This window comes from Marivita sp. (assembly GCF_017643905.1).
In the GTDB taxonomy this organism is placed as follows: Bacteria; Pseudomonadota; Alphaproteobacteria; order Rhodobacterales; family Rhodobacteraceae; genus Marivita.
Map to the genome: position 1 here is coordinate 1 of NZ_JAEPMO010000254.1, position 3,533 is coordinate 3,533.

Consider the following 3,533-nt stretch of genomic DNA (forward strand, 5'->3'; position numbering starts at 1 on the left):
CTTGTGACCTTGCTGCGCGAATACCCCGAGCGGTTCGATGGCGCGGTCGGCACCTATGATGTGCGCGACAGTGGGCTTGGCTATCTTTTTGCGACGCAGGAGGCCCGGTCAACCGATGCCTATTGGCGCTTGTCCGAGGTAATGGGCCGACTAAACCCGCAGCTGTATTGCTGTTCCGGCCAGATGATCGACGATGTGGCCGAGGGTCGGCTTGCGCTCGCCTACAATGTGCTTGGGAGCTATGCCGCCGAACGCCTCGCACGGGATTCAGAACGCAGCGGGTTCGGTTTTTTCAGCCGCCGCAAGACAAAACCTGCAGAAAGCGGTGCTGCAGTGGGTAAGCCCGAGCCCGCTCTGACTGCGGGGGCGTCTGCACCTACATCCCCTGTAACGGCACCACGGCACGATCCGGAACCGGCGCGCGAAGCGGTGGCGCGGATCGCCGCGATGCGTGCGGCACGTACGACCGCCCCGTCCGTCGACGCCCCGGTTCAGGACGAGCGCGCCCGCATGACCGTATTCGGCGCACGCGCAGAGCCGCAGATCGGCGGAAAGCCAAGGTTCCTTGGCCTCATACTGACCAGTGCGCTTTTGATCTTCCTTTTGGCGGTTGCAGCGTGGGCAAGCGTCTTCCTTGACGAGGGGATTTCGCGTTTCTTCGACCGCGACTCCGACACGCCTTCGATTGCCCGTCTCCCGGATGTCGAACTTTTGCCGCTTGATGGGTCGATCACCGCACCGCAGGAAGATGAGCCCGTCGTACAGATCGCAGCTCTTGATACGATTGACATGCCGCCAGAAGCGGCCGACGGCCTGTCCGACGTGTTACCGCCCCCGGCTGCCCTCACGCCAGAGGAAGCCGACGCCCGCTATGCTGCGACCGGGATTTGGCAGCGTTCACCCGAAGCGCCTTCGACACCGACGCTGACCACCCTCGACGACCTCTACGTCGCGTCGATCGACCGTCGGGTGCAGCAATTCGATGCGGTCGCCCTGCCCGGCTCTGACCTGTTGCGGAATGACCAGACCTACCTGTCGCAGCCAAACCCTGCAGCGCCCGGAACTTTGTTCACGCTCGATGATCGCGGATTGGTCGTCGCAACACCCGAAGGGGCCGTTAACCCAGACGGGGTTCGTATTTTTGCGGGTCTGCCGCCCGTGGTGCCCCCCACCCGCCCGGCGACGACCGTGGCAAACCCGGCCCCGAGCGTCGACACGGAGAACGTTTCAGTCGCACCCGAATTGGAACGCTTCCGTCCGCGTTTGCGCCCGAGCGGCCTGATCGAAGGCAACGAACGGGCACAGCTGGGCGGACGCACGCTGGCCGAACTGGCCGCGCTGCGTCCCAATGCGCGCCCCGAAACGCTCAAGGCTGAAGAGGAACTCTCCCAACCCGAGGCCACACAATTCGCGGTGGCCCAGTCAATTGCACCCGTCACGCGCCCCCGCAATTTTTCACAAATCGTGGAACGGTCACGCGCCACCCAGCAGACCGCCACCCCCGAGGCGGCCGAAGTGACGCAGGTGGCAGCCGTTGCACCACGAACGGTGCAGCCCAGCATTCCTTCCACAGCCAATGTGGCGCGTCAGGCCACGGTGACAAACGCCATCAATCTGCGGCGGATCAACCTCATCGGCGTTTATGGCAAACCTTCGAACCGCCGTGCGCTCGTACGCCTGTCGAACGGGCGCTATCAAAAGGTCAAGGTTGGCGACAGTCTTGACGGTGGCCGCGTCGCCGCCATCGGTGACAGCGAATTGCGCTACTCCAAGAATGGCCGGAACGTCGTTCTGGATATGCCGGACGGGTAAGCCTTCGGACGTGCGCCGACAATTTGGGCGCAGTATCGAAAGATGCCGCAAAAACTGGCAGTTTTTTCGACCTTCAATTGCCAATTCAATGCAAAAAACGGCATGCTTGCGGCAGCTTGAAAGGCAAAATCAGAATGGGTGAGTTTCTTTTCCTCGCATCGGTCTTCCTGCTTGCCGCAGTGATCGCCGTACCGATTGCCGCGCGTCTGGGGCTGGGATCGGTGCTTGGATACCTGCTGGCAGGGGTCGCAATCGGACCGGGGCTTGGCCTTGTGGCGGACACAACCGACCTGCAGCATTTTGCTGAATTCGGTGTGGTGATGATGCTGTTCCTGATCGGTCTGGAACTGGAGCCCCGCGCCTTGTGGGACATGCGGCATCGGCTGATCGGGCTGGGCGGCTTGCAGGTGATCATCACCATGCTCGCGGTTATGACGGCTGCGCTTTATCTTGGCTTTGTCTGGCAGACGGCCTTGGCCATCGGAATGATATTTTCCCTGTCCTCCACAGCCATCGTTCTGCAGACCCTGAGCGAAAAAGGCCTGATGCAGACCGGCGGTGGACGTTCGACCTTTTCGGTGCTTCTGACACAGGACATTGCGGTGATCCCAATGCTGATCATCCTGCCGTTGCTGGCGGTGCCTGTCGGTCCATCGCTGAACCCGGATGGTTCGATCTCGCGCGGGACATTGGCGACAGCCGATGACGCGCACGGCCACACCATGTCCCTGATCGAAGGCCTGCCCGGCTGGGGCGTCACGCTTGTCACGCTCGGTGCCGTCGCGCTGATCATCATCGGCGGTGTCTATGGCGCCCGCCCCCTGTTCCGCTTCATCCACGCAGCCCACTTGCGCGAGATGTATACGGCATTGGCGCTGCTGATTGTCATCGGGATCGCCTTCCTGATGACGGCCGTCGGCCTTTCACCGGCACTCGGCACCTTCCTTGCAGGTGTGGTTCTGGCCAACAGCGAGTTCCGCCATGAACTTGAATCCGACATCGAACCCTTCAAGGGGCTCTTGCTGGGCCTGTTCTTCATCACCGTCGGTGCCGGTATCGACTTCGGCCTCTTCTTTTCAGAACCCATCAGCATTCTGGGTCTCGCCCTTGGGATCATGTTGCTCAAGGGGATCATCCTGTACGGACTGGGTCGCAGCTTCAAATTGCGGGGACGCGATCAGTGGCTGTTCACCCTTGGCTTGGCACAGGCTGGGGAATTCGGCTTTGTCCTGATTTCCTTTTCCCTGCAGCAATCCATCCTGCCCGGGTACATCGCTGATCGCTTGTTGCTCATCGTCGCGCTGTCGATGCTGATCACACCCTTGGCCTTCATTCTATATGAGTACCTGTCGAAGCGGATAAAAGACACGGATGGATCCGTCGAACATGATGAGATCGACCAGCAAGGAACCGTGATCATTGCGGGCATTGGTCGGTTTGGTCAGATCGTGAACCGTCTGGTGCAGTCGGTCGGGGCCAAGACGGTCGTGATCGACAACAACCTCCAGACCATTCAACTGATGCGGCAGTTCGGGTATCAGGGCTTCTTCGGTGACCCCCTGCGCCCCGATCTGTTGCATGCGGCCGGGATCGACAAGGCGCAGGTTCTGATGGTTGCACTGGACGACCCGGTGGCAGCAGAACAGCTTGTCACCTATGCACGACGCCTGCGTCCGGACATCCACATCGTGGCGTGGTCCCGCGACCGGACGCATACGTAC

Annotated in this window: 1 protein-coding gene and 1 pseudogene; both read left to right on the forward strand. The window is 61.2% G+C overall.

Annotation, left to right across the window (positions count from 1 at the left end; all coding sequences use genetic code 11):
• Positions 1–255, forward strand: a pseudogene (locus tag JJ869_RS22775) (ABC transporter substrate-binding protein); the annotation flags it as partial.
• 1,691 nt (positions 256–1,946) lie between these two features.
• The coding region (locus JJ869_RS22780) for a monovalent cation:proton antiporter-2 (CPA2) family protein (protein ID WP_292271138.1) at positions 1,947–3,533 on the forward strand (1,587 nt) is incomplete at its 3' end.